At 63.0% G+C, this 24,523-nt stretch carries 14 protein-coding genes and 1 riboswitch; of the genes, 2 read left to right on the top strand and 12 right to left on the bottom strand.

All coding sequences use genetic code 11. The features are described from left to right. Window positions 1–29: 29 nt before the first annotated feature. The 12 genes from BLJAPNOD_RS29630 to BLJAPNOD_RS29570 form a co-directional block, all read right to left on the bottom strand. Window positions 30–5,801 carry an alkaline phosphatase D family protein gene (locus tag BLJAPNOD_RS29630; RefSeq protein ID WP_115422423.1) on the bottom strand — a complete coding sequence of 1,924 codons (5,772 nt, stop codon included), beginning with the start codon at window positions 5,799–5,801 and terminating at the stop codon, window positions 30–32. A gap of 1,140 nt (window positions 5,802–6,941) precedes the next feature. After that, entirely contained in the window at window positions 6,942–7,649 is a 708-nt protein-coding gene (locus tag BLJAPNOD_RS29620; protein ID WP_199566059.1) for a pentapeptide repeat-containing protein, read from the bottom strand. An 82-nt stretch (window positions 7,650–7,731) separates the two neighbouring features. Beyond that, window positions 7,732–8,766 carry a hypothetical protein gene (locus BLJAPNOD_RS29615; RefSeq protein ID WP_115422421.1) on the bottom strand — a complete coding sequence of 345 codons (1,035 nt, stop codon included), beginning with the start codon at window positions 8,764–8,766 and terminating at the stop codon, window positions 7,732–7,734. Continuing rightward, window positions 8,763–9,575, bottom strand: a complete 813-nt coding sequence (locus BLJAPNOD_RS29610; RefSeq protein ID WP_115422420.1) for an ABC transporter ATP-binding protein — start codon at window positions 9,573–9,575, stop codon at window positions 8,763–8,765. Before BLJAPNOD_RS29610 ends, BLJAPNOD_RS29615 begins: the two co-directional genes overlap by 4 nt. Next, window positions 9,572–10,573, bottom strand: a complete 1,002-nt coding sequence (locus BLJAPNOD_RS29605) for an iron ABC transporter permease (protein WP_115422730.1) — start codon at window positions 10,571–10,573, stop codon at window positions 9,572–9,574. Before BLJAPNOD_RS29605 ends, BLJAPNOD_RS29610 begins: the two co-directional genes overlap by 4 nt. Beyond that, on the bottom strand, window positions 10,573–11,400 hold the full coding sequence (locus BLJAPNOD_RS29600; protein ID WP_244611147.1) for an ABC transporter substrate-binding protein: 828 nt from the start codon (window positions 11,398–11,400) through the stop codon (window positions 10,573–10,575). The genes BLJAPNOD_RS29605 and BLJAPNOD_RS29600 overlap by 1 nt, the downstream gene beginning before the upstream one ends. 38 nt (window positions 11,401–11,438) lie before the next feature. After that, a complete protein-coding gene (locus BLJAPNOD_RS29595; protein WP_158556191.1) occupies window positions 11,439–13,352 on the bottom strand; it encodes a TonB-dependent receptor in 1,914 nt (637 codons plus the stop codon). Window positions 13,353–13,528: 176 nt separating this feature from the next. Next, window positions 13,529–13,738, bottom strand: a riboswitch (cobalamin riboswitch). A 113-nt stretch (window positions 13,739–13,851) separates the two neighbouring features. Further along, window positions 13,852–16,251: a phosphoketolase family protein gene (locus BLJAPNOD_RS29590; protein WP_115422417.1), complete on the bottom strand. Its 2,400-nt coding sequence runs from the start codon at window positions 16,249–16,251 to the stop codon at window positions 13,852–13,854. Window positions 16,252–16,319: 68 nt separating this feature from the next. Beyond that, window positions 16,320–16,589 (bottom strand): hypothetical protein, encoded by a 270-nt coding sequence (locus tag BLJAPNOD_RS29585; RefSeq protein ID WP_115422416.1) that lies wholly within the window; start codon window positions 16,587–16,589, stop codon window positions 16,320–16,322. A gap of 66 nt (window positions 16,590–16,655) precedes the next feature. Beyond that, a complete protein-coding gene (locus BLJAPNOD_RS29580; protein WP_077501189.1) occupies window positions 16,656–17,768 on the bottom strand; it encodes an ABC transporter permease in 1,113 nt (370 codons plus the stop codon). Between the two features lie 2 nt (window positions 17,769–17,770). Next, window positions 17,771–20,557, bottom strand: a complete 2,787-nt coding sequence (rbbA, locus tag BLJAPNOD_RS29575) for a ribosome-associated ATPase/putative transporter RbbA (RefSeq protein ID WP_115422729.1) — start codon at window positions 20,555–20,557, stop codon at window positions 17,771–17,773. Beyond that, window positions 20,557–21,627, bottom strand: coding sequence for an HlyD family efflux transporter periplasmic adaptor subunit (locus tag BLJAPNOD_RS29570; RefSeq protein ID WP_115422415.1), 1,071 nt, complete (start codon window positions 21,625–21,627; stop codon window positions 20,557–20,559). Before BLJAPNOD_RS29570 ends, rbbA begins: the two co-directional genes overlap by 1 nt. Before the next feature lie 299 nt (window positions 21,628–21,926). On the opposite strand from BLJAPNOD_RS29570, the gene BLJAPNOD_RS29565 reads away from it, so the two are divergent. Together BLJAPNOD_RS29565 and BLJAPNOD_RS29560 are read left to right on the top strand one after the other, a co-directional pair. Beyond that, window positions 21,927–23,405: a sugar ABC transporter ATP-binding protein gene (locus BLJAPNOD_RS29565; RefSeq protein WP_115422728.1), complete on the top strand. Its 1,479-nt coding sequence runs from the start codon at window positions 21,927–21,929 to the stop codon at window positions 23,403–23,405. 58 nt (window positions 23,406–23,463) lie between these two features. Next, on the top strand, window positions 23,464–24,468 hold the full coding sequence (locus BLJAPNOD_RS29560; protein ID WP_077501185.1) for a sugar ABC transporter permease: 1,005 nt from the start codon (window positions 23,464–23,466) through the stop codon (window positions 24,466–24,468). Window positions 24,469–24,523: the final 55 nt, after the last annotated feature.

The following is a 24,523-nucleotide window of genomic DNA, read 5'->3' as shown; positions in this document are numbered from 1 at the left end:
CGCCTTCAGGCAGCCGGCGGCCATGTCCGTCAGATCACCAGCGTCTGCACCGCGCCATCGCCGAACTCGCAATCGAGTTCCCATCCGGTTTCCGCCCGGCGAACACGCAGGAACGTCGCCCCGTCCCCGGGTACCGGACGCGTTGCATTGACGGCGCAGCGGTAGGTCCTCGCGCCCGACCGGACTTCGATCGTCTCGCGCTCGACGATTTCCTCGTCGATGCCGTTGGCAAATGGATAGGGCGCAAACATCGCCGCCGTATGGATCGAGTGAATTCGGGTGACGGAACCATCCTCGGCAAAGAGGTCGACCGTCGCGACACAAGCCCGGTGTTCGTCTCCCGAGAGAAACACCACATGCTCGATCCGGTTCTCGGCGATATAGCCAAGCACCTCGCCAAGCGTGTTGGGATAGCCGTCCCATCCATCGGAATGCAACGCGCTCAAGTTCGTCCAGGAAAGGCTTTGATCGCGCTGGGTGGCGCGCCGATGCCGCGGCAGCAACATCGCAGGCGACACAACGAACTTCGGGCCGGGCGCCAGCAACAGCCATTGCTTCAAGCTGTCCATCGTCGCCGGTGTGAACATCGCGGCCGCCTTCAGGCCATCACCCACCTTTCGATGGGTTCGCTGCGTTCGCGTGTCGAGCATGAAGAAATGGAACCCGTCGAAATCGAACATATCGAGCTTGGCATGTTTGCCGCGCTGATACTTCCGGTAGGCTTCGATGCCGCGCATCGCATTGCCGGAGTTGTCATCGTCATCCGGATCGGAAATCGGCTCCCAATTGTCGTCGATCTCCTGGTCGTCGAGCAGCATGAAGGACGGGATCTGTCGCAAAACGTTGCGCACGCTGCTCTGGCTCAGCCAGGCCTCGTAGGGCAGGCGGTATCGATCATCCCGTCGGGTCGGATCATGGAGCCCTGCCTTCGGATCGACATAGACCTGGCCCCCGACGAAGAGCGCGAAGCGTGGCTTGATCCCAGCACGGGCCTCCAGCCGTTCGGCAATACGACCATAGCCGCGGTAGGCAACCGCCTCGTCGAGGAAACCGGCCGGATACTGGCAGGAGGAGAGCGCGAAGCTGGTTCCGTTCGGCGTCGGTTCCAAGGGCGGAAATGCCGGTGGATCATAGGGGACGATGCCGTCCTTCAGGTCGAAATCCTGTTCGACAACGGGCGGACACGCCGACTGCGTGAAGCCATGGTGCCTGGCGTTCGGCGATGGAAAGGCGATTGCGCGCTCCACCGCCGCGGCCATTTTCTCAAAACGGCTGTAGGCGAACGCGACCGCCTGCCCGCTCGCGGCATTGCCGGCTCCCGTCGGATCGAGGCGCCGCATCCGTCCTTGTCCGCTATCGGCAACGAAGTAGCCATAAGCCGCCCCTTGAGCGGCATGACGCGGCAGCGCTTGGCTTCGGTCGAAGTCGAAGGTCCGCAGCGACGGGCCTGCGCTAAGGCCGCCGACCAGATCTGGGAAGGCCGCGGGCTCGCGAAACATGGTCACGGTCGGTGGCGCCACGACGGGCTCAAGCGGCGATGGCAGCTCCTCATGTCTGAGGTCCGGTGCGGCCAACGCCGCATCGTCGCCGTAGGCCAGCAGAATCAGCAGGGCATCACTGCGATCGGTAATTCCGTGGCCGGGCATGCGGGTAAGCAACGGAACTTCGAACGCATCCCACCCATCGTTCTCAAGCGCCTTCGAGGTATAGGCCACGAGATGTTCCAGGAGATAGCCGGTGTCCCAAGGCTGCGTCGGATCATCCGGCCGACAGATACGATCATCGACCATCCGGACGCGCAGGAGCAATGCGGCTTCGGTTACCCGGTGCGAAGGCGCCGCACCAAGGCGGATGACCAGCGCCGGGGTCTTTGGGCGCTCTTCGGTGAGGATCGGACCGATCCAGGGCGGATAGACGACTTTTTCACTGTCGGCCTTGACGGCGCCCGCCGGTATGTCTGCGTCGAGAAACTGTTGGATCTGCTGCAAGGTCGCGTGACGTTTGGTTCCGACCAGCTCGTCCTGATGGCCTGCACCCGGAATGACGAAGGGAGGCATATAGACCCGGCCGGCATCGCCAAAAATCTGCCGCATGCGGTCGACGGTCGAGACATGTAACAGTCCGTTTTCTCCCCCATGCACGCTGGAGGTCGGGAACGACCAGTACTTTGCCAAGTTCTGGCGCGAGACCAGACCGTTGTGGCCATGAAAATACGTCATCGTCGAGGAACGCACAAAATGCAGGCGAGACGACACCGTCGACAGGCTCGGCGGACCGAAAAGCTCGTCGATATAGCGCAGCATTCCGGGCTCCATGTTGCGCACATTGAAATGGCGACCACACAGCGCGTCCATGCGATGGCGTGTGCGCGTCCAGGGCGTGCGCTTCGTTGGCCATAGCGGGTTCTCGACGTCGAACTCCTCGACCGGATAGGGCAGCGACGACAGCAAACGATCGAGAAGATCGTCCACAAGGGTCGGTTCCCTCGGGTTGAAACTGTAGTTGTCCTGCAGGAAATCGATGAGGTAGCGCACGAGATAGGCGCGAAAAATGTTGGCCGGCGCAAAAACGTCGAGCGGCCCGACCTGCGTGAAGGCGGCGCGATTGACGAGCCCGGTCGCATGGCCGTTCAGCACGGCGATGCTGAAGACGACGGCTCCCATGCAATGGGCGATCACGTCGACCGTCCCGTCCGGCGACGTTGCCGCCACTGCCTTCAGTGCCGCCGGTACGTCGACATTGCCGATCTGGTCGAAGCTCCACGCCTCTGTCGACGTCGGTTGGCCGGCGCTGGTTCTGAGATCAGCGATCCATATGTCACGACCGGTACACCAGAAATGGCTGGCGAAATTGGGATTGACCGCGTGATGCGCAAAGGTCGTGCCGCTAGCGCAATAGCCGTGGAACATAATGAGCGGGCGCTTCTTGCTGTTGGGATAGCGGTAGCGCGTCAACCGCACCTCGCCGGGCACATCGCTGCCTCTGCCATCCGGCCGTTCCGGTGCAAGCGCGATGCGATGCAGCTCGGCGGTAATCGACGCGCCGCCCGGGAGCTTCAGCGTAGTCGGCGGCAGGCGGCTGACGGTCGCCTGCCGCCACCGCTTGTCCTGATCGGGAGCACGAAAGCTCCAGAGATGCAGACCGAGCAGAAGCCGCGTGACGAAGCCGAAGAGCGTCAGCAGTTCGCCGATGGTGTTGACGCCGTCGCGTTGATTGGCGACCCGGAACAACGGCACGCCGATCCGCGCGAGATAGCCGACGTCGAGTTTCAGCACGCGCTCGCCGCTCTCGGGGCTCGAGCCCGGAAACGTGTCGAGCGTCATCTCCATAAGCTGGCGCCAGGGATTGCTGCGCCTCTCATAGGTCAAGGTCTTGAGGCCGACGATACGGTTGCCTGCAAGCGCGATCTTGCCGTCGACATCCGGCGGTCCAATCGTCAGATTGTAAGTGAGGGTCCTGATCTCGCCGGAGCGGCTGGCGATCGCAAAAGCCGATTTGAGCCGCGACCAGAGGCCAGGGCCACCATGTCCGTCGGCGAGTGCCTGGTAGCCGTCGCGAAGCCCCCGGTTCAGCACCCAGGCCTTGCCCGCGCGCCACACGCGTCCAGGCATCGAGCTCGGCTGGCGCTCGAAGATCCGCAGGCTGCCGGATATCGGCGCGCTGAATTCGGCGGCGGCATCGAGCCTTCGCTCCTTCACATGCAAAGGCAGCCAGGTCGTTTCCAGCGTTTCCCAAACGTCCCGAGGGAAAATCCGGATCTGGCTTCGGATGGCGCGATCCGGCACTTCGGTGGCGACAGGAATGATCGGGTGGCTGCCATTGCTCGGCGTCAACTGTAAAAGCGACGTGGGTGCGAAACGCATGGTCAGCTCAACGATCCGGGTTTCTTCGACCCCGCCCACCGGCGTCAAGCTGATGGGGCCGACAAGCCTTTCGATGATTTCCACCTCGCTCGACTGCGCTCGCGCGGCGACGTCGGTGTTGCGAAAGACAGGCCGCACCAGCGGGGGACCGATGGGCCGAACCTCGGCCGCGACATAGTTCCATTCCTCGGCCAGCGCTTCGGCCGCGCGCAGCGCAAGCGCAGCAATCGTCAGGGCTGGGTTTGTCGCAAGCGCGTTCGGAACGATCGACCCGTCCAGCACGACGAGATCGTGATACACCGCATCGGAATCCGCCGATGTGAAGACGCGGCCGAGGTGATCGACCACACCTTCTGCGCCGCTATCGGCCATCGCGCAGCCGCCAAGTGGATGGAAGGTCACCAGCGGTCCGCGTTGATCTTTAAGCAACCAGGTGAGGTCGGCCGGCAGCAGCTTCCAGACCGGATTGGGAATGAGCCGGCCGCCGGTGTCCTTCGTCAGCGCCGCGAGTGCCTCGACCTGCCTGTCGAAAACCGGCAGAGTTTGCAGATTGTCCCAGCGGATTCGCGCAATGCCATCCCGGTCGACCGCATTTGGGTCGCCGTCGAGCTCGATCCGGCCCGCTGCGCCGTCATCGGCCATGACGGCATAAAGTGCGGAGCGGCCGACGCGTGCGGCCGGCGCTGCGTAAATATCGTCATCCGGAAACCCCGGACGATGCCGCGTGCCGTCGTACCTGAAAAGGCCGTGCAGCGTGTTGAGGGTAGCAAAGACCTCGGCGAAGGCAATGCGCAGACCCGCCGGTACCGACATCTCCTCGATCATCACGCCCTTTGAGGCACGAAGGTCGATCACCCCGGTGGTCGTCGGCCCGATGGCCCGGGTCGATGGCTTGATCGCTTCGTCGGCGACGGTGTTGACATCGGAGACAGTCGCATAGTCGGCGACCAGCATGTCGCCATTGGTCGAGCATCCTGTGCCGAGGTTCTTGTCCGCCAGTTGCAAGCCTGCGCCACGAGAGCGCATGAGGATTTCGCTCGATCCGAGCGTACCGGCGGCGAGCACGACCTTGCGGGCTCTTATCACCACCGGGTCGGCATCGCGCTTGCGGAGCTTCGCATTGGTGTGAACACCCCTGACCAGCCACCCGGCATTTCCATCCCTGGCCAGGCTGAGCACCGTTGCGCCGCTGAAGATTTCGGCACCGTATTTGTTCGCGCTCACCAGTAAATTGACGTCGAGCGAGTTCTTTGCGCCACTATTGCAGCCGGTCGCACAATCACCACAGCGAAGGCATTTGTTCAGGCGCACATTGCCGGAACTGGTGGTGTCGCTCATCGCGACCGTGATCGAAGCCGGTCTGAAATTGCCGTCCGGCGCAATGGCGCGCACCGACCGAAATTTTTGCGGCACGCCATCGACATGGTCGGCGATTGTGTTTGGAGCGCCCATGATGGTGCTGCCGAGCAGATCGCGGGCGCGATCGAAATAGGATTTCCAGGCCGAGAGGTCCTTGAGGGGCGCCGGCCACCGCTTGTGAAAAACGTTTGGCAGCGGCGTTTCCATGACCCCGGCATTGATCAGAGACCCCCCGCCAACTCCGCTGGCGACGACGGCAACGACCTGCGCGCCGATCCTGATATCGATCAGTCCCTCCTTGTTGTTGTCGCCGCGTATGTGGCGCGGCAACTCGCCGAGCCCTGTCGGGAATGAGCCCGGCAGATATTCGCGCCCACGCTCCAGCACGCCGACCGACATCGGCCTGCCCTCATGTGTACGTCCGGCGAAAGTGGAAGCGGCAATGGCGCCGCCATAACCGCTGCCGATGATCAGGACATCGAAATGTACAGCGGCGGGAGCCTTGCGAACGCGATCGACAAGCCGCTCGAAACCCTGTGAGATCCAGGCCGTTTTCGATTCCGTATCGAGGTCGGTCATGCCAGCCCCCGCACCGAACCGTCGCGGCACGCGACGGTGGCACAGCCCGCATCATCGACGGACGCGCCCGTTCGTTTGAAAAGCCGCGATGCGCCGTTACCGATGTCGCCTGTCTGCACAATGTTCTCCATCAGATTTGCCGCCGCCATCGATCGCGGCCGCCGTCCTTCTGGTCGTTCCATGCCTGCTGAACATGCTCGCATCGTCTCCATGCTTCGCGTGCGACAGATGCGAACTTAACTTTAGATTGCATTCAAGCGCAAAGCGCAGCGCCGGGCCTTCCGACCCGTACCCCGATCTCGAATGAGGCTGAGAGACCCCTCTTAGCGCCGCGCGGGATTATATGCGAAAGTTTGCAAATACGTGAGAGGGGAGCCACTAATCCAGAAGTAGTAGCCTGCTCAGCCTGTCGCGTGAACAAATCGGGCGCCGGCGCTTCCTCCGTCTTTTCGCTGTCGTGAGAAAGAGGTCATGGGAAAAAGCCATCCACGCCTGGAGGGCTTCCTGCCGCAGCACGCTGATCGGCAGTTCCGGCATGGTCGAAGTGCTGTTGCGCGGCCGGGGGACCTCCCGCTCGGCACGGCGCAATATGGTCTGCTATGCGGTCTGGCCCATTGTCTGGACGGCAGCAGAACGCCCGCCGTCGACGTGGAAGCGAGGTGTTACCGCCACCAAGCGCCTTCGCCCCGACAGGACGACGGCCGTGACGGGACAATATCTGATTGGTAACACGCCGCCCTCAAGAGCGCCGCGATGCAGCACCGTTTCAATGGATGGTCTTGAACGAGCCCCTCGCCTCCTGTAGTTCGGGTCCTCATTGATTTTGGATTGGGACAATCGTGTCGAGAGATCGTTATTCGAGAAAACTGGAATGTGCCAAATGCGGCGCGTCCGGGTTTGCAGAGGCCTCGGAGAACGACGATCCGAGAAGCAGGACCCGTGGTTTTCTCATCGACCAAATGCCAGCGGGCTTTTCGACAGAGCGCCCGTCGAGCGACCCGGCCAAGCACATGATGCGATGCCGCTGCGGCAATATCTTCGCCTTCAAGCAGAAGACGGTCTACGCACCGAGCGGCGAACCGCGAAACTGAGCAGGTTCATGCGGCCTGCCGATCGAAGCAGACGTTGGCGAAAGACGATTTAGGACGCCCGGACCACCAGGCCCATGGCCTCGCAGATCATTACCGACTGCTCGATGGTGATGACCGCACGCTTCAGCGTAACCGTTTCCGGCTCGATCGACGTCAAGTCGCTGCCGCGCAGATCGCATCCGCTGAAATTGGCGCTGTGAAGCCAGGCGCCGGACAGATCGAGGCCGGTCATCGTTCCGCTCTCGCAACGCGCGCCGGTCAGGTCGGCCTCGCGCAGGACCGCATCGGTGAAAACGGCGCTGCGAAGGTCGGCGCCCGGCAATCCGACAAACGACCAGTTGCCGCCCTTGATCCTTGTGGCGTCGAACTTGCAGCTGTCGAACATGCTGCCGACGAATTTGCAGTCGTTGAAGTCGACGTCGTAGAAATTGCAGCCGACGAAGGTACAGTTGATGAAGGCGCTGCCCTCGTGGCGCGAGCAATTGAATTTGGCGCGGCGGAAGGTGCACTCCTTGAAGACGGCACCGGCGCTCGTGGCCTCGGTCATATCGAGATCCGAGAACAGCGTGCGGCTTTGGTTGCGGTCGGAGATATCGAGCCCGTACCAGTCGGCACCGGCAACGGTCACTTCCGTTGCGGGGGCTGCTTCTCCGTGCTTGCGTTCGGCCATCGTCCCCTGCCCTTCGTCAATTCCAGCGCTGTTTCGATCTTGTGTCTGGCGTGAAAACGTGCGCCAGGCAAGGCGGCAGAAGGCCATTTCCTCTCCTGCGCGTCTTGCAAGGCCGCCCGACACGTTTCGGATTTGCCGCAGACGTCGCAGCACCCGCAGTGCCTTGCCCTTAGTGGCCAGGCGCTTCGTCGTCGGTGTCCGCAGCGTCGACGGCGCGATCGTACACCGTGCGCCAGGCGAGGATCTTCGCAAGATATTCTTCCTTACCACTCTGACGGGCGAGGTGCTCCTGCTGCCTGAGGCCAACGCGCATGGCCGCGCGGGCCGACCGGTCGTTCGGGCAGGCAAAGTCCTGCGGATGGTCGCCGCGGGCCAGCGCCGCAAGCAGATCGGTCTTTACGGCTACGGCCGACGCATTGCCGTAACGCTCCAGAAGCGCCTGGAACCGGGCGTGCAGATGCGGATCGAAAGCCCTCTCCTCGCCCATCGGGCCGACCACCGGATTGCCGGGGTGCAGACTTCCGAGCGGCATCAGACCCGGCGGGATCGGCGTGTTGGCCGAATGAGTGCGACCGCTACGCAAGAGCTGCGGCAGCACGTGCGTGTGCGGGCCGGGTGGTGAAACGCCGCCTGTGTCCGGCCCGCCGATCTTCTGGTAAACCTCGACACGACCGATCGTCGTCACGGCGACGCGATGGGGATGAGCCTTCAGGATTGCCGGCATTGCCGGATTGTCGGGTTCGAACAGCGAGCGTCCGGCGCAACGCCGCAAAATCTCAAGGACGGCGACGTCCTCGGTGCGAATGCAGAAATCGCATTGCGGCAGCGAAAGCCCCATGTCGAAGAGGATCGCGCCGCGATCGCCGGTGCGAATGGCCGCTTCATCAGCGCCGAGTTCGGTCAGCACTGCTCGCGCCTCACGGCGTGCGTCGCCTTCAGGCAGACACAGGGCGACCGCGTGGCTCCAGCGGTGCGCTCTTGGGCTCAATGCCTCGTAGGTAACCGGAACGATGTCGGCCAGGCGGGAGGGATCGATCCGCACACCGCCCCGCTCCGTCGCCCGGCAAAACAGATCCGGCGTATCGACAGCGAGCGTTTCGCCGGGATCCTGGTGGAACTCGGCGATGGCGCCGAACGTCCCCATGCTCCACCCGGCCTCCGGGTCTTTCAGATGCGTGCAGAGCATGTCGGCCAATTCGGTCATACCGTGCTGTCCCTTGAAGTTTCTTGTTCGATACCGGTCTGCGCAAGGCGCGTCGGCTGCACGATCAGTCCTCCCGCCGCCTCGGCGACGTAGGCTTCGATGCCATAGACGCGCCGCAACAGGTCTGCGGTCAGCACGGTGGCCGGCGGACCGTCGGCGACGATGTGGCCCCCTTCGAGGAGGACCAGCCGATCGCACCAGCGCGCGGCCAGGCCGAGATCGTGCATCGAGGCGACGACCGACGTGCCCTGCTGCGCGAGCGCGCGGAACACCTGCATCAGCGCGATCTGGTGCGCCGGATCGAGGCCTGCGACCGGCTCGTCGGCGAGAAGCAGGTCGGCCTCCTGCACCAAGGCTCTTGCAATCAGCACGCGCGCCTTTTCGCCGCCGGAGAGATCGGTCGCCCGGCGCGATCTCAACTTGACGATATCCATACGCTGAAGCGCCGCTTCAACGGCCTCCCGGTCGGCGGCTGCGGGCCGCGCAAATGCGCCACGATGGGGCTGCCGGCCGAGATCGACCAACGCTTCAACCGTGATCGGCCAGGCAATATCCCGGTCCTGCGCGACATAGGCAACATGGCGGGCAAGCTCAGATGCCGCCATCTGTCGCAGATCTCGCCCGGCAAGCAGAATTTCGCCGCTCGATGGGATCAGGCCGAGGCAGGCGCGCAGAAGTGTCGATTTGCCGGCACCGTTCGGGCCGATGAGGCCGACGAATTCGCCGGGGCTGACGCTGATAGCGATATCCCTCAGCACCGTGTTGCCGCCAAGCGAGGCGGAGAGGTTGGAAACGACAAGCCGGATCATGCCATCTGCCTCCGCGCGCGCATCACCAGAACGAGAAAGAACGGCGCGCCCACGACCGCCGTCAGCACACCGAGCTTGAGATCGCGTCCGGAGGCCACGACCCGCACGAGGATGTCGGCCGCGAGCAGCAACGCTGCCCCGCCAAGTGCGCTGGCAAACAGCAACCGGGAGGGCCGAGCGCCGACGAGCGGGCGCAGCAGATGCGGAACAACCAGACCGACAAAACCGATCGCACCGGCAACCGCGGTTGCAGCACCGACCGAGGCGGCCGTGCCGATGACGGCAAGCCTCTGCACCCTTTTCATGTCGACCCCCATGCTCGCCGCCGTCTCGTGGCCGAGCGTCAGTGCATCCAGCGCGCGGCCGAGGCTTGCCAGCATCAGCCATCCAACCAGCATGAACGGTGCAGACAGCCAGACATGCGTCATCGAGCGGTCGGTGAGCGAGCCCAGCATCCAGAACATGATCTCAAGTGCAGCGAACGGGTTGGGCGAGAGATTGAGCGCCAGCGAGGTCATCGCGCCTGCAAAGGTCGAAACGGCGACGCCGGCAAGGATCACCGAGAGCGGTCGGGCATCAGCCCCAGCCATGAGCCGGACGACGAGCACGGCGCAGAGCGCACCTGCAAGCGCCATCAGCGGCAGGGCAAGCGGCAGAAGGGCCGACAATCCGGTGTAGATGGCGATCACGGCGCCAAGCGATGCCGAGGCGCTGACGCCGATCAGGCCGGGCTCGGCCAGTGGATTGCGCAAATAACCCTGAAGGGCAGCACCCGAGAGCCCGAGCGTCGCCCCGATCATCAACCCGAGGAGCGCGCGCGGCAGGCGAATTTCCCGCATCACCAACCCGATCAGGCTGTCATCTCCAGTGAAAAGGCCGGCAATGCCCTGCCAGGGGCCAACGTCCGCCGGGCCGACTGTCAGTGAAAGCACGAATAGGATGGCGACGACAATGGAGAGTAGGACGATCAGCAAGCGGTATCGGGCGGTTTCCGTCATCATTTCCCCATGTCGAAATTTTCGGCGTCGAGTTTCAAGGCGGCCTGCTGCAGGATGCTTGCGGCGATCAACGTGAAAGGCCCGCCGCAGATGGTATAACGGCTATCGAGCTGGACCGCCCGGTGCTGCGCGGCGACTGCACGGAAGGCCGGGTGGGAGAAGTTCTGCTTGGCGAGCGCCGGCCCGCGTTCGCCATTGGCATCGATGGCGATCAGGTCTGGTCGAGCAAGGACCAATGCTTCCAATGGCAACTGTCCGGTGCCGGCAATACCCAGCCTGTCTGCGAGATTTTCAAGTCCGGCGATGCCGAGGATATCGGCGACCAGCGTGCCGCTACCGGAGGTGAAGCCGTTGGCATAGTAGAGCGCCAGTTCGACTTCGGGCACCTTTGTCGCCTGCAGCCGCGCGATCTCGGCATCCATTGCCGCCACCAGCTCATCCGCGCGCTGCTGGCGGCCGAGCACCCGGCCCATGCGCTGAAGGTTGGTCCGCACCTCGGCGATCGAAGCCTCCGGTGCAAATTCCTCGACGGCAAAGCCGAGCCGCTTCAGCAGATCGACGGTCGTGCGCGTCGTATAGGTGCCGGCGATCACCAGATCCGGCTTCATCAGGAAGATCTCTTCGGCAAGCCCATGATTGACGACATAGGATTTGGCCTCGGCGGCAAGCGCCGAGGTCGCGCCGTCGGTGGCCAGATAGGAAACCGAATGAAGCTGGCCGTTGCCGGCAACCAGCATGGCCATCTGGTCGGTGCAGACGTTCATCGAGACGACGCGGCGCGGCGCTTCGCCCGCCCAGGCGCCGTGGGGCAAGGCTGCCCAAAGCATCCCCGCAACCAGATATCGCCTGCACCAACCGAACATCATCAGAACGAGGCCTTCAAGCCGGCAAAGGCGGCAACACCTCGCGTGTTGTAGCCGTAGATCTCCTCATAATCCTCATCGAAAAGGTTGTCGACGCGACCGAAGACCTCGAGCGTGTCGTTGACCCTGAAGCTGCCGCCGACATTGACCAGCGTATAGGCGCCAAGCGGCACCCGTTCCGGCCCCGGCCGATAAGCGACATCCTGCATCCGGCCATTGAGGATGACTTCGCCGAAGACGCGGGCGCGGTCGTCGTAAAAGACGTAAGCCGCATCAAGCGAAGCGGCCTGGCGCGGACGGCGGACTTCCTGCAGGCGGGGTCCGCCGGCAAGCGTCTGCTCGCTCGAAGCGGTGTAGGTGTAGGTCGCCGTCGTCGTCAGCCCGTTGAAGAAGTCGACGGTCGCCGACACCTCGATCCCGTGACGCAGGCTTTCGCCCGAGCGATTGACCGGCATCGACCGGAAGCTGGCGTCGTAGACCGTAGCAATCTCATTCTCCAGATTCTGGTCGAAATAGGTCACGTCGACGGTCAGGCCGCCGTCGAAGAAGCGCTGCTCGACACCGACGTCCCAACCGAGACTTTCTTCCGGCTTCAGGGAAGGGTTGCCGATGAAAGTTCCCGGGATATAGCCGAACTGCTCGTAAAAGCTCGGGTTGGTCACGCCGGTGCCGATGGATGCATGCAAGCGTGTTTCGCTGTCGGGTATTTCCCAGGACCCGCTGAGGCTCCATGTGGTCGCATCCTCGAAACGGTCGTTGAAATCGCGCCTGATGCCGGCATTGACGAAGAACTGGTCGGCCAACTCGCCGCGATACTCGCCGACGAGCGAATGCGCATTGCGGCTGAAGGTGTGCTGCAGATGCGACGGCGTGAACGTTTCGCGCTGCCATTCGTAGCCGCCGGTGATCTGATGGCGGATGCCGTCGCCGCCATCGAAGCCATAGCTTGCCTGATAGCTGCCATTGTAGCGGTTGCCGTCGTTCCAGGACCGTCCGAACCCGCTGATGTTGTCACGGTGGACGTCGAGGCCGGAGACGCGCGCCTTCTGCGCAAAGTCGCCGTCGAGGGCAAAATGCGTGAGACCGAGCGAGCCTAAGAGCTCGCGCGACCGGGTATAATCAAGGGTGTCGTAGGTCAGCGCAGTCATGTAGTCCTGCGCGTCGAGGTCGGTCTTGCGGTTGACGGCGCGCAACGTCGCGTCGAGCTGCAGGTCCGGCGAAAGATCGAAGGTGAACTTGCCGTTGACGGTACCGTTGCGGTCGCCGTCGTCCTCGGGACCGGTGTCGGAAATGTTGAAGCCGCCGGTCCTCTGCAACACGCCGGACAGCGCGTAATCATAGCCCTCGCCGCCGCCACGGGTCGAAACACCGCCAAGCCAGGTGCCGTCGCTGCCGACTTCGGTGCGGGCGCTCGACTTGGCGCCGTCGCGGCCTCCCTTCTTTGTGATGATGTTGATGACGCCGGCCATGGCATTGGCACCCCAGAAGGTGCTTTGCGGCCCACGCAGGATTTCAATGCGCTCGATATCGTCGGCAACGAGGGCGCCGAAATCGAACTCGCCTTGAGAGACGTCGTTGGCCTCGACGCCATCGATCACCACCAGCACCTGGTTGCCTTCGGCCCCACGGACCCGGACCTGCGTCAGGCCGCCGGACGCACCGGTGCGCGACACCGAAAAACCCGGGACCAGGCGCAGGGCGTCTGCGATATAGCGAATCTGGTTCTTCTCGAGTTGCTCTCCGGTAATGACCGTGAAGGCGCGTCCCGATTTGCGCTGTTCTGTTGGTGTCAGGCCATCGGAGACCAGAATCGGCTCAAGCTTGGTCGGCTGTTCGTTTCTGCCGGGATCCTGTGCCTGAGCCCCGCCAACGAGTGTCAGAACCAGCACTGCTGTGCCGGTCAATTGCTTCTTCATATCGTCCCCACTCCGGCGCGATGGGCACGACCTGGCCCACGCGCGATCGACCGCGGGCAGGAACTGGCGGAGAGCAAACGACAAGCGATCACCCCCGGCGCCGTCTGCGGCACGCGGCAACATTGCTCCAATGTCACCGCTACGGACGGCCGCGCCTCGACACCCCTCGTGTCCAGGCATGGGTGACCGAAACAGGCAGGTCTCCTGACTTCCGCGTCGTCGCTTCATCCCGCCTTCCCACGCGAGAGTTCGCGCAGTGGCTACATGGGGTTCTGCTCGGCGGTTACAGTTGCGGGGGCAGTCGCGGTTTCGGCCCCTTGCGGGCAATCCTCACCGTGTTCCCTTTTCATCCGTCGTTAGACGGAACCTGTTTCGCAGGAAGAGACCTACCAGATGCCAGTGGCACGTCAACCGCCGGTCGCATTTTCCACTGGCAATGTACGCGAGCAGAGTTGGAAGCGGTTCAGCGGACCGCTCCCAGAGAAGACATTCGAAAGGCTCAGCCCGGCCAACGCCAACCCTGGATTTCCGGCATGTCTTCACCGTATTCCCGGACATAATGATGGTGTTCCTCAAGCTTGCCGCGTAGCTCGGTGACAACGCCTGCCGCCTTTTCCGCCAGCCCCGGCACCCGGCTGATCGCTTCCAAGGCGAGATGGAAACGGTCGAGTTCGTTGAGCACGGTCATGTCGAAGGGCGTTGTGGTTGTGCCCTCCTCGATGAAACCGCGCACGTGGAAATTCCCGTGGTTGGTGCGCCGGTAGGTCAACCGATGAATCAGATAGGGGTAACCGTGATAGGCGAAGATCACCGGCCGGTCCGTCGTGAACATCCGATCGAAGGCATCGTCCGACAGACCATGCGGATGCTGGTCGCTGGATTGCAGCGCCATCAGGTCGACGACGTTGACGACGCGGACCTTGAGGGCCGGGATTTTTTGGCAAAGCATGGCGACGGCGGCCAGCGTTTCCATCGTCGGCACATCTCCGGCACAGGCCATCACCACGTCGGGCGCCACCGCACCGTCCTCGTTGCCGGCCCACTCCCAGATACCAATGCCGGCTTCGCAATGCCTGATTGCCTCTTCCATCGTCAGCCATTGCGGCTCGGGCTGCTTGCCCGCCACGATGACGTTGATGCGGTTGTAGGTCTTCAGGCAATGGTCGCCGGTCCACAAAAGCGTGTTGGCATCCGGCGGCAGATAGATGCGCACCACATCGGCCTTCTTGTTGGCGACGAGGTCGACGAAGCCCGGATCCTGATGGCTGAATCCGTTGTGGTCCTGGCGCCAGACATGCGAGGTCAAGAGGTAGTTGAGCGAGGCGATCGGCTTTCGCCATTCAATCTCGCGCGACACCTTCAGCCATTTTGCATGCTGGTTGAACATCGAGTCGACGATGTGGATGAATGCCTCGTAGCAGGAGAAGAAGCCGTAGCGGCCGGTGAGCAGATAGCCCTCGAGCCAACCTTGGCACAGGTGTTCGCTCAGCACTTCCATCACCCGTCCGTCGCGCGACAGGTGCACGTCATAGGGCTCGATCTCTTCCATCCAGACCCGGTCGGTGACTTCAAAGACGCTGCCGAGCCGGTTCGATTCGGTTTCGTCGGGACCGAAAATCCGGAAGTTGCGGTTTTCCGCGTTGAGCGTCAGCACATCCCGGAGATACCGCCCGAGCATCTCGGTCGATTGCACCATCAACTGGCCGCGGGCGGCGGGATCGACTGCCACCGCATGGGCCGCGATTTCGGGCACTGCAAGCTTGCGCCTGAGGAGACCGCCATTGGCATGCGGATTTGCGCCCATCCGGCGCTTGGCCGTCGGCGCCAGAGCCCGCAGCTCCTGCTTCAACCGCCCATCCCGGTCGAACAGATCCTCCGGATCGTAGCTGCGCATCCAGTCTTCGAGGATCCGGCGGTGGGCGTCGTCCCCGCGGCAATTGGAGACCGGCACCTGATGCGAGCGCCAGAAGCCCTCGACCTTCTTGCCGTCGACTTCCTTCGGACCGGTCCAGCCTTTGGGGCTTCGAAGCACGATCATCGGCCAGCGCGGGCACCGGTCGGGATCGGCCCGGCCCCGACGCGCCTCCTCCTGTATCGAGCGGATGCGCGCGAAAACCTGATCGAAGGTGGCCGCCATCTGCTGGTGCATGTCGGCCGGATCTTGGCCGACGACGAAGAACGGCTCGTAGCCGTACCCGGAGAACAGCTGCCGCAAATCCTCGTTACTGGCGCGCCCCATGATCGTCGGGTTGGCGATTTTGTAGCCGTTGAGATGTAGGATCGGTAGCACCGCGCCGTCGCGCGCCGGGTTCAGGAACTTGTTGGAATGCCAGCTGGCGGCAATCGGACCGGTTTCGGCCTCACCGTCACCGACGACGCAGGCGACGACGAGATCCGGATTGTCGAAGGCCGCGCCATAGGCATGCACCAAGGCGTAACCGAGTTCGCCACCCTCGTGGATCGAACCGGGCGTTTCCGGCGCCACATGGCTCGGAATGCCACCGGGGAAGGAGAACTGTCGGAACAGCTTTCGCATGCCTTCCGCATTCTCGGCAATATCGGGATAGACTTCGCTGTAGATGCCTTCGAGATAGGTGTTGGCGACCATGCCGGGGCCGCCGTGCCCCGGTCCGCAAACATAGATCATGTCGAGATCGGACTTGCGGATCATGCGGTTGAGGTGGGCATAGATGAAATTGAGGCCGGGGGTCGTACCCCAGTGGCCGAGCAGCCGAGGCTTGATGTGCTCGGGCTTCAGCGGTTCGCGCAAAAGCGGATTATCGAGCAGGTAGATCTGCCCGACCGAGAGATAGTTGGCGGCCCGCCAATAGCGGTCGATGAGGGCGAGTTCGCCAGCGGCGAGCGCCTGCGCGCCGGACTTCTCACTCGTCTTTTCCATAAGTCTGCTCCCGTTTCGGCCGAATGCGTTCAAACTAGTGCACGCGGCCGGGCCGGCCATGCGCTGGATCAATTGCTGGAAAGAAAGGTGAGCGCCTCTCTAGCGATAATCTGTTCCTCGTCCGTCGGAATGACATAGGCCTTGATCCGACTTTGCTCCGTGCTGACGACTGCCGCATTCCGGCCGTTACAGTCAGGTGAAACACAAGTGGCTTGCTGCGGAAATCGACCATGCCCCTGCCGACGCAGGCTTGGCTTGCCGTCGCGGATTTCGAACAGGCCGACCTTCACCGTCGAAGGGCCGGCGTTGAAAGTGACGAGCAGTCCCGGTGCCGTCACGGCCGTCCCTCCGCCCAATCAGGCATCGCGCAACGCACCACGACGGTCGCCGCCGTGGCGTTTGGGCTATTTCAGGAACGCCCGGAAGCGGCGCATGGCGAAGGCAAAGAGAATGGTGCCGATCACCAGCAAGGCAAGGAGCTGCGGCCAGACCACGTCCAGCCCGGCATCGCGGAACAGAACCGCCTGCGCCAGAATGACGAAATGGGTGTTCGGTGCCGCCAGCATAATGGTCTGGATGATCTCCGGCATGCTCTCGCGCGGCGTCATGCCGCCGGAGAGCGCCTGAAGTGGCAGAAGCACCAGCATCAAGAGCAGCCCGAACTGCGGCATCGAGCCGGCGATCGTCGCAAGCAGGATGCCCATCGACGTGGTGGCGAACAGTTGCAAGGCAGTTGCCAGCAGGAACAGCGCGAAGGACCCCTGCACGGGAACGGCAAGCACCCCCTTGACGATGAAGACCAATGACACCGCCGAAGCCAGCAACACCACCAGCCCCATCGACCAGACCTTGCTGACCATGATTTCGAATGGGGTTACCGGCATCACCAGCAGATGTTCGACAGTCCCATGTTCACGCTCGCGGATGAGGGCGGCTCCTGTCAGAACGATCGACAGGATGGTGATGTTGGTGATGACGTTCATGACCGCGCCGAACCAGCCTTTGTTGAGTTCGGCATTGAAGCGCGCGCGCAGGACCAGATCGACCGGAAGTTTCTGCTCGCTTCGGTGACGATCGAGGAAGCCGGCGACCTCTCCGGTGACGATCTGCTGGATGTAGCCATTGCCGGAGAAGGCCTGGCTCATGCGCGTCGCATCGACATTGAGCTGGATCGTCGGCGAGCGACCGGCTAGGAGATCGGCCTGGAAATTCGGCGGGATATCGAGCGCAAACGTGTCGAGCCCCTGGTCCATGCGCCGGTCCATTTCCGCCGGCGTGATCATCTGCGGCGGCACAAAATAGGGCGGATAGAACGCGGTGGAGATGCGCGTCGACACCGGCGAGCGGTCCTCGTCGACGATGGCGACGGCGGCGCGATTGAGGGTTTCCGGCATCGCCGTCGAGCCGGTGTAAACAGACAGCGTGAAGGAATAGGCGATCAGGATCAACAGGATCGGATCGCGCCAGAGCCCCCAGAGTTCCTTGATGCCGAGTTGATAGATGTGGGACACGCGCATCGTCACCTCGCCTGCTTCTTGAGGGACAGGGTGCCGATCGCCAGCAGCACCGGCACGGCGATCAGCATCGGCACGAAGGCGCCGGCGAGATCGCCGAAACCGAGCGCCTTGGAGAAGGTGCCGCGGGCGATCGTCATGAAATGCGTCGTCGGGTAGATCTGGCCGATGAAAGCCCCCGCCCCTTCGAGCGAGGAGACCGGGTCGATCATGCCGGAATACTGGATGGCCGGTATGAGCGTCAGGATCGCCGTGCCGAAGATCGCGGCGATCTGGCTCGACATGAAGGTGGAGATGACAAGCCCCATTGCCGTTGCCGCCGAGACATAGATCAGTCCGGCGACCGTCCAGGTGAGCAGACTGCCGGTAAAAGGCACCCGGAAGACGAAGATCGCAAACGCCGTCAAAAGCGCGAAATTGAGCATCGCCAAAGCGATATAGGGGATCTGCTTGCCGACCAGGAACTCCAGCCGCGTCACCGGCGAAACGTAAAGGTTGACGATCGAGCCCAGCTCCTTCTCGCGCACGACGCTGAGCGCCGACAACATCGCCGGGATCAACATGAGCAACAGCGGGATGACGGCGGGCACCATGGCGACGATACTCTTGACGTCAGGATTGTAGCGGAAGCGCGTCTCGATCTTGAAGGTGCCGGCGGTTGCCGCATCGCCATAGCGTTCGCGGATCTTGCCGGTCAGCCAGTGGGCGTGCAATCCCTGCACATAGCCCTTGACCGTTTCGGCGCGGCTGGCCATCGCGCCATCGATCCAGGCGGCAATTTCGACCGTGTCGCCACGCGCCGCGCGCCTGGCAAAACCCGGCGGGATCTCGATCGCGAGGCTCAGTTCGCCGTTGCGCATGCGCCGGTCGAGATCGGCATAATCGGTGATTGGTTCCTTCTCGATGAAATAGCGAGAGCCGGCGATCTCGAGAATGTATTCGCGGCTGGTGGTGGTCTGGTCGTGGTCGAGCACCGCGAAGGTGAGGTCCTCGACGTCCATGTTAATGCCGTAGCCGATGACGAACATCAGGATGACCGTGCCGATGGTCGCAAGCGTCGCGCGGATGGGATCGCGAACCAGTTCCAGCGCCTCGCGCCGGGTGTAGCTGAACATGCGCCCGACATCGAAAAACCCCGACGTGGACGACGGCTTCCTTTCGACATCAGGCGCGATTGCCGGCGTCGACGGAGCGTGCGCCCTGACCACGGCAGTCGCTGCCTGCTTCGCGCCGGCGATCGCCTCTTCCAGATAGGCGATAAAGGCTTCCTCCAGCGTCGATGCGGAACGGCTCCTCATGATGCCCAAGGGCGTATCGCTGACCAGCACCTTGCCGGCATGCATCAGCGACATGCGATCGCAGCGCATCGCCTCGTTCATGAAATGGGTGGAGATGAAGATCGTCACCTGCTCGTTGCGCGAGAGGTCGACGAGGATCTGCCAGAAACTGTCCCGCGCCACGGGATCGACGCCCGATGTCGGCTCGTCCAGTATGAGGATATCGGGTGAGTGGATCAGGGCAACCGCCAGCGACAGCCGCTGGCGCACCCCGAGCGGCAAGGCGTCCGGCAGGGCCTCCATCACGCCGGAGAGGTCAAAGCGCTTTGCCAGCTCTTCGATACGACCAGGAATGGTGTCAGTCGCCATGCCGAAGAGCTTGGCGTGCAGTTCGAGGTTCTGCAGGACCGTGAGCTCGGTATAGAGCGAGAACGCCTGCGACATGTAGCCAACGCGGTGGCGCACTTCCATGTCGCGCGGATCGACCTCGCGCCCAAAGAGTTTGGCCGTGCCTTCGCTGGCGGCAAGCAGGCCCGTCAGCATCTTCATCGTCGTTGTCTTGCCGCAACCGTTGGAGCCGAGGAAGCCGAAGATCTCGCCCCGGCCGATGCGGAAACTGACATTGTCGACCGCGACGAAATCGTCGAAGCGCATGGTGAGATTGTTGGCCTCGATAGCGATGTCGTCGCCCACCCCTTCCGGGCGCGGCGGAATGACGACGTCATGGTGTTCGCGCCTGAGATCTTCGGGAAGAAGCGCGATGAAGGCGGCATCAAGCGTGTCGACGCCAGTCTTTTGCAGCAGTTCGTCGGGCGTGCCGGTCGCCAGCCCCCGGCCGGCATCCATGGCCACCAGCCAATCGAAGCGGGCAGCCTCTTCCATGTAGGCGGTGGCGACGATGACGGTCATGCCTGGCCGCTCAGTACGGATCTCGTCGATCAGCTCCCAGAACTGCCGGCGCGACAATGGATCGACGCCGGTTGTCGGCTCGTCGAGGATCAGGAGATCGGGATCGTGGATCAGCGCGCAGCAGAGCCCGAGCTTCTGCTTCATGCCGCCGGAAAGCTTGCCCGCAGGGCGTTCTGTGAAAGGGGCAAGGCCGGTGCTTTGGAGCAGGCTGGCGATCCGCCGTTCGCGCTCCTCGCGATCATGGCCGAACAGGCGGCCGAAAAAGTCGACATTCTCGAAAACCGAGAGCGTCGGATAAAGGTTCTTGCCGAGGCCCTGCGGCATATAGGCGATGCGCGGGCAGGTCCGGCGGCGGTGGCCGGGATCGGCAATGTCGCCGCCGAGCACCTCGACACGTCCTCGCTGCATGGCGCGCGCGCCGGCAACGAGAGACAGCAGGCTGGATTTCCCCACCCCGTCCGGCCCGATCAGGCCGGCCATACAGCCGGAGGGGATGTCGAGCGTCACGTCGTCAAGGGCCCTGGTCTTTCCGTAGGAAAGCGTCACGGCGTTCAGGCGAACCACGGGATCCCCCGGTGGCAAGCCGGTCCGGTCGGGATCTGCCATCATTGCACCAATGTGCCGGTCTGGTTCGCGGGCCACTCCGCATTCGGATCGACCTTGACATAGGCCACGCCCGGAAGTCCCGTCTTCACCATGCGGATGTACTTCTTCAGCAGCTCCTTCGGAATCTGCGCCTTGATGCGGAACGTCAGCTTCTGCCGCTCTTCGGCCGTCTCGACCGTCTTCGGCGTGAACTGCGCGACATCGGCGACATAGGAGACCTTGGCGGGGATGATGTATTGAGGTGCTGCGTCCAGCACGAGGCGGACCTCGCTGCCGATCGACAACAGCCCTGCCTGATCGGTCGGCAGGAAGAACGTCATGTAGACATCGCCGAGATCGACGAGATTGAGCACCCGGCCGCCGGCCGCCAGCACTTCGCCGGGCTGGACGACGCGATATTGGATGCGGCCGTCGCGCGGCGAGACAAGGGTGCTGTCATTGATATCGGCGACGATGCTTTCGACCGACGCTCTGGCTGCCTCGACCGAGGCTTCGGCATCGACGACCTGGGATTTCGCAGAATTGATCGCGGCATTCGAGGCGGCAAGGGACGCTTCAGCGGCGCTGGCGGCTGCTCTTGCGCCTTCGGCGGTGGCCCGGTCGTCGTCCAGTACCTGCTGCGAAACCGTGCTCGTCTTGACCAGTTGTTCGGAACGGGCAAGCCGTCGCTCGGCAGCGTCCAGTTGTGCCCGCCGTTGCGCCAGAACGGCATCGGCAGCTGCCTTTTCCGCCTCGCGCTGGGTCACGAGGTTCTTTGCCGCCTCGACGCCGATGATAGCGCGCCTCTCCTGCGCTTCGGCCTGCCGCTTATGGGCTTCCAGTTGGACCGTATCCATCTGGGCGAGCACCTGGCCGGCAGTGACGAAGTCACCCTCGTCCACCAGGATCTCTTTGATTCTGCCCGGCGTTTTCGTCGAGATATCAATCTCGACCGCCTCGATGCGTCCGTTGCCGCTGGAGATCCCGGCGGGTAGCGCATTGCGATCGAGGTTCTGCCAGGCGTAGTAGCCGCCCGCGAGCGCTAGAACGACCAGACCGATCGCGAGCCAGTTCTTCCGGGCTTTTTCCATTTCAGCTTCTCACCTTCAATTACACACCACGACAATAGCCCGCGGTCACCCGAACTCAACCGGGAATAGGCCGGGCGCGGCGAAGCGTCACCGCGGCGTCAACGGATCGCCAGTGCAGACGCGATGGACGAGGGCATTGCATTGACTCATGTCAATTGGCTCCCGGCAGTGCCACAATTTGACAAAAGACGATCAAAATCATCAAAAGTAAAATAGCGTTATTGACATATGTCGATCATCGTGTGATTTTTGTCGAAATCGACGGCAAGATAATCGCCATCGCAGCGTGGGAGGACACCATGCAACCGCTCTTGAAGGTTGAAGGATTGAAGAAGTCATTCGGGGGAGTCGTCGCGTTGCGCGACGGCCGCCTGGAGCTTCAGGCCGGCTCCGTTCACGCGCTTTGCGGTGGCAACGGCGCTGGAAAATCGACGTTTCTTTCGATCCTGATGGGCATCCAACAGCGCGAGGGCGGCACGATCTGGCGGCGCGGCAAGGAAGTGCACTACGGCAACCCCGCCGAAGCGCTCGCCTCCGGCATCGCCATCATCGAACAGGAACTGAGCCCCGTCCCGCACATGACGGTGGCTGAAAACATCTATCTCGGCCGCGAACCCTCCGGCCGCTTCGGCGGCATCGACTTCAAGAAAATGAACCGGGACGCCCAGCAACTGCTGGATCGGCTGGAATTCGGCATCCGCGCCACCCAGACGATGATGACCCTTTCGGTCGCGCAGATGCAGCTGGTCGAAATCGCCAAGGCCTTCAGCCATGAAGCCGAGGTCATCTTCATGGACGAGCCGACATCGGCGATCGGCGAGAAGGAAGCACAGCACCTGTTTGCTGCCGTAGCCCGCCTCAAGGCCGAGGGCAAGGGCGTCGTCTACGTCTCGCACCGGCTTTCGGAGATCTTCCAGATCGCCGACAGCTACACCGTCTTTCGCGACGGCGGATATGTCGGCAGCGGCCTCATCGCCGACATCGATCGCCCTGGCCTGATCAAGATGATCGTCGGACGCGAACTCGGGGAAGAATACATCAAGACCAACGACCCGACCGACGAGATCGGCCTGGAGGTCTCGGGCCTGACGCTGCCGGGCAAGATCGAGGACATCTCGTTTTCGGTGCGCAAGGGCGAGATCTTCGGCATCTACGGGCTGATGGGCTCGGGCCGCACGGAGATCTTCAACTGCCTGTTCGGCCTCGACCGCCCGTCGCAAGGTAGCATCCGGCTCGAAGGCCAGCAGATCACGGTGGCCAAGCCGGCCGATGCAATGGCGAACGGCATCGCCCTCGTCACCGAGGACAGGAAGGTGAGCGGCCTCAATCTTGCCGACAGCGTTCGCGGCAATATCTGCCTGGCAAGCCTTCCCGAAATGAGCCCGCGCTTCGTCATGAAGGGTCGGGACGAGGCTGCAGCCAGCGCCGAAATGATCGCCCGCTTCGGCATCAAGGCCGCGCGTGACACGATGCCGGTTTCGGGCCTATCGGGCGGAAACCAGCAGAAGGTCGTGCTCGGCAAATGGTTCCTGCGCCAGCCGAGGTTGCTTCTGCTCGACGAGCCGACCCGCGGCGTCGACGTCGGCGCCAAGCGCGAGATCTACCGCATCATCTGCGATTTCACTGCAGCCGGCGGAACCGTCGTCATGATTTCCTCTGAAATCGACGAGGTGCTCGGCATGTCCGATCGCATCCTCGTCATGCGCCAGGGAAAATCCGCAGGCATCCACGACCGCCGGGCGACGGACGCCCAGTCGCTCGTCCATCTATCGACCTGAACCACCCGCGAGATCGACGCCAAAAGCGCTTGTCCGACATCAAAGGGGCCTGAGAACCGTGTCCAACATCGAAAACAATTCCTCCAGAAGCTGGTTCAGCGCCGAAAACCGCGGCACGTTGGTCCAGGAATACGGCATCTTTCTCGCCTTCCTGCTGCTGGCGGTCATCCTCTCGTTCTCCAACGAGTACTTCCTGACACCGGGCAACATCTCCAACGTGCTTTTGCAGACGTCGATCAACGGCGTGCTCGCGATCGGCATGACCTTCGTCATCCTGACGCGCGGCATCGACCTTTCCGTCGGTTCGGTGGTGGCGCTCGCAGGCATGGTCAGCGCCAGCTTCGCGACCACCTCGGCGACAGCAGGCGTCGCCGGCGCGCCATACCCCTTTTTCGTGGCGCTGGCGATCGGCATTCTCGTCGGCGTCGCCTGCGGCATCATCGTCGGCTTCATCGTTTCGCGCTTCTCGGTCCCTGCCTTCGTCGCCACGCTCGGCATGCTGTCTGCCGCCCGCGGCATGACGCTGATTTATGGCGGCGGCAAGCCGGTGCCGGCACTGACGCCGGAATTCCGCTGGATCGGCACCGGCAACATCCTCGGCATTCCGATGCCCGTCATCCTGCTTGGGATCGTCTTCCTCGCTTCCTGGTGGATCCTCACCCGCACGCGCTTCGGCCGCTACATCTACGCCGTCGGCGGCAACCCGCATGCGGCCAAGACCTCGGGCATCAACGTCACCCGCATCCGCTTCCTCGTCTACGTCATCTCCGGCGGTCTTTCGGGCCTTGCAGGCATGATGCTCTCGGCGAGAACCGGTTCCGCCCTGCCGCAGGCCGGCATCGCCTATGAACTCGACGCGATCGCTGCGGTCGTCATCGGCGGCACCAGCCTCTCGGGCGGCGTCGGCCGGGTTACGGGAACGCTGATCGGCGCCTTGATCATCGGCGTGATGAACAACGGCCTCGATCTGATGGGCATCCAATCCTACTACCAGCAGGTCCTCAAAGGCGCGCTGATCGTCGGCGCCGTGATGCTCGACCAGAAACGCAATCAGGGTCTCTGACCCTTGAGATATTGGCCGCCGAGCGGCGGCCATGAAGCAATCCGTGCGCCATGAA

This window comes from Ensifer sp. M14 (genome assembly GCF_003355565.1).
Classification (GTDB): domain Bacteria; phylum Pseudomonadota; class Alphaproteobacteria; order Rhizobiales; family Rhizobiaceae; genus Ensifer.
The sequence above is the reverse complement of the archived record's forward strand: the minus strand, read 5'-3'. Positions and strand labels throughout refer to the sequence as shown.